The 3716-nt window shown below is 56.4% G+C and carries 3 protein-coding genes; 1 reads left to right on the plus strand and 2 read right to left on the minus strand.

The annotated features are described in order from the left end of the window. Positions 1-517 precede the first annotated feature (517 nt). A complete protein-coding gene (locus ACR0L4_RS23320) occupies positions 518-1516 on the minus strand; it encodes an IS110 family RNA-guided transposase (protein ID WP_170438367.1) in 999 nt (332 codons plus the stop codon). A 74-nt stretch (positions 1517-1590) separates the two neighbouring features. Here ACR0L4_RS23320 and ACR0L4_RS23325 point away from each other — a divergent pair. Beyond that, positions 1591-2942 (plus strand): IS3 family transposase gene (locus tag ACR0L4_RS23325; RefSeq protein ID WP_480515588.1). Its coding sequence is split into 2 segments (ribosomal slippage): positions 1591-1927 and positions 1927-2942, totalling 1353 coding nucleotides; the frame shifts between segments, so codons are not numbered across the junction. 35 nt (positions 2943-2977) lie between these two features. Here ACR0L4_RS23325 and ACR0L4_RS23330 read toward each other — a convergent pair. Next, the coding region (locus ACR0L4_RS23330; RefSeq protein ID WP_480515590.1) for a strawberry notch C-terminal domain-containing protein at positions 2978-3716 on the minus strand (739 nt) is incomplete at its 5' end.

Genomic DNA, 3716 nt, shown 5'->3' on the forward strand with positions numbered 1-3716 from the left:
AAGGTGCCCGCGGGCGTGTCGAACTGGGTGCAGAATATAGCAGCCAGTCCAACTATCTGCTCAGCAGTTCGGTGTTCTATGACGGCATCGGGCAATCGGGCTTCAATTTCTGGGGTCTTACCCTCGAATTGGATGTGAGATTCTGATCACGCTCGATCAGGACAAAAAGCAGCGGTCGACCTGTCTGACGTCAGCGCCAATGGGACAGTTTAGGTTGATTTGATAAGAGAGGGTTTCTGGCTCATCGTAACCGCCAAGGAGTGGATCTATGGACGCCCCCTGCGCAAGGTGTTTTTTGTGATGATGTTGACGGCATTGGATGCGTGAATCTATCCGGCCTTTGATTGAAGCATCTTTGCTCCTGGCCTCGATGGGATCCGCTGGTTTCAGTGCCTTCCAAGATGACCGGCCTTTCCTGGCCACCACTCCTTACAGGCTGTGAATTGCGGCCCCTGCCGTTACACCATCGTCTCGTCACCTCGCATTCTTAGAGCGCCAGTACTTTCCGGGCTGCCCGCTACGCCGCTTTGTAGCCTTCTCCGCTCCGCAAAATCGCCCAGGCAATGCGTGCTGTCTTGTTGGCGATAGCCACGAGCGTTTTGTTGTGACCTGCGCGTGCCAGCAAGCCCTGCGCCCATCTCGCGCGTTGATCATCACGATTGGCGATCCTGATCAGGACGGACCGGGCGCCGTGGATGAGCTGGCGCCGCAGGTATTGGTTGCCTCGTTTGCCTATGCCACCAAGCCGGGGCTTGCCGCCCGTCGTATATTGTCTGGGAACCAAGCCTATCCATGCCGCGAGTGCCCGGCCAGACGAAAAGTGTCGACCGTCATCAACGGCAGCGATCAAGGCGGTGGCGATCACAGGCCCGACGCCGGGGAGGGTTGCAAGACGTTTGCACCGCTCATCGGTCCGGCAGATCGCGATTAGCTTACGGTCGAGCTCAGCGACGTGTTTGTCCAACGCTTCGAATTCGGCGATAAGTGCGTTGAAGTTTTCCGTTGCCAGCGCTGACAACTTGGCCTCAGCGACGGCGTTTCTGATATCCTTTCGGAACCGAAAGGCACCGACTGGAATGACAACGCCATACTCCCCCAGAAGGCCCCGAATGTGATTAATCAATCCGGTCCGTTGTGTGATGAGACGATCACGTGTTCGATGCAGCATCTGCAAATCCTGTTGCTCCGTCGTCTTCACTGGGACAAATCGCATAGTCGGGCGCAGTGCGGCCTCATAGATCGCCTCGGCATCAACAGCGTCGTTCTTGGAGCCTTTGACAAACGGCATTACGAACCGCGGATGAACGAGGCGCACGGCATAGCCTTGCGCCTCAAACTGTCTGCCCCAGTGATGAGCGCTGGCACAAGCCTCCATGGCGACTGTTTCCGGGGAATACTCCTGAACGGCAGCGGCGAGTTTTGATCTGGTCACCTTCTTCGAGATTACCTCGCCCTCATTGGTGATTCCGTGGATGTGAAACGACTGTTTGCCTAAATCAATCGCAAGTAACTGCATTCTGTGAACTCCTTCTGCTTGATACGTCTGCCGAAAACTATCGGCATCGGTGCAAGGGGCGTCCATTCCATAAGATGAGAAAGAAACCCGGAACCAAGCAGAGCCACGGTGAGAAGGTCGTAAAGGACATTCGCCGTGCGACCCGCAAACAGTACTCCGCAGAAGAGAAGATCAGGATCGTGCTGGACGGCCTAAAAGGCGAGGACAGCATTGCAGAGCTCTGCCGCCGTGAAGGCATCGCGCAGAGCCTCTACTACAGCTGGTCCAAGGAATTCCTGGAAGCCGGCAAGAAACGTCTGGCAGGCGACACGGCCCGCGCGGCAACTTCCACCGAAGTGAAGGATCTGAGATGGGAAGCCCGTGATCTGAAGGAAGTGGTTGCCGAACAGGCTCTTGAACTGCGGTTGCTCAAAAAAAGCATGGTCGCGGATGGGGACGACGACGAATGAGTTATCCCGCATCCGAAAAACTGGAAGTCATCCGCCTCGTCGAAGGTTCGCATCTCCCGACCAAGCGCACTTTGGAGAAGCTGGGCATTCCGAAGACCACCTTCTATCGCTGGTACGACCGATATCTCGTCGGCGGCCCCGAGGCGCTTGAAGATCGTAGACCCACGCCGTCACGGGTCTGGAACCGCATTCCCACGCCAGTGCGCGAGAAGATCAAAGATCTGGCTCTGAAGGAAAGTGAGCTTTCCCCGCGTGAGTTAGCTGTTCGCTTCACCGACACAGAAAAGTACTTTGTGTCAGAGGCTTCGGTCTATCGCATCCTCAAGTCCTACGATCTGATCACCAGCCCGGCTTATGTGGTTTTGTCGGCCGCAGACGAGTTCCAGGACAAGACCACACGGCCGAACCAACTCTGGCAGACCGACTTCACTTACCTGAAGGTCATCGGCTGGGGCTGGTTCTATCTCAGTACGATCCTGGACGATTACAGCCGTTACATCATCGCTTGGAAGCTTTGTACGACTATGAAGACCGAGGATGTGACCGACACGCTGGACCTGGCACTACAGGCGTCGGGCTGTGATCAGGCAACCGTGCTGCACAAACCGCGCCTGCTCAGTGATAACGGATCCAGTTATATCTCTGGTAAACTTGCTGAATGGCTGGAAGATCAGGAAATGGATCATGTCCGAGGGGCGCCATACCATCCGCAAACTCAGGGAAAGATCGAGCGCTGGCACCAGACCTTGAAGAACCGCATCTTGCTGGAAAACTACTACCTGCCCGGTGATCTCAGGCAGCAGATCGATGCTTTCGTCGATCACTACAACCACCGGCGCTACCACGAAAGCTTACAAAACCTCACGCCCGCTGATGTCTACTTCGGGCGCGGACAGACCATTCTAAAACAACGAGAGAGGATCAAACGAAAGACCATCGAAACCCGGCGCTTGCTTCACCGCAAATCCGCCGCATAATTACGCGAACCGGATGAGCCAGAGCCTCTCTTAGGTCAGATTACCAACTGGCCCAAAACTCCTGACGACGGACAATCGAGGTCCATAAACTTGCCGCGCAGAACTGAGGCCTGGGTCTCATCAAGCGCGCGACCGAGCAAGGCAGGTCCCTCCTCCGGCTGCACCCGGTAAATCCGAGTATTGTCGCCGGGGATCTCCGTCCAAATTGGCAGGATCAGACCGGTCAGGAGGTGCAGTTTCTGCGTTTCTGTTTCGGGCAACTGCGCCACCTCCCCATCCCAGAGTGTCTTGAAGGTGGATGCTGCAACAGGCTCCCAGGCGGAGCGCACATACGCTTCTTCGGTCAGGAAGCTCTTCTTTGCCGGGCGGACCATCCGACGTTCCAACACCATTTCACCTTCATCGCCATAAACCTGCCGCGGTCGCTTACTGATCATCGCCACATTGCCCGAGCTTGCATTGCGCATGGGCGACAGATTTGGGTGATCTTCAAGAATGGTACCGGCGCTTCGATAAGACATCCTGTTTTCGATCGTGAGCGGCACCAGCGAGGTACTGGCACCGGTCTTGTCACACACGCGCAGCTCCTGTGCCGCGCCGGCCGTGATGCGATCCCCGCGCAGGGTTTCCAGGCCAACATCAAGCGTACCCGCCGCCAGTGCGCGCTCGATGGCAAGTTCGATCTTCTCCATAAACTCCGCAAAGATCGCATTCTGCATCGCGATCGGCAGGGCCAACACCCGGTTGAGAAAACGTTGGATGGGTGGCAGTTCT

Source organism: Ruegeria sp. AB5, from assembly GCF_056542645.1.

Coding starts and splice junctions, on each gene's coding strand:
- ACR0L4_RS23320 (WP_170438367.1), bottom strand. CDS start 1,516: ATGCAGTTACTTGCGATTGATTTAGGCAAACAGTCGTTTCACATCCAC.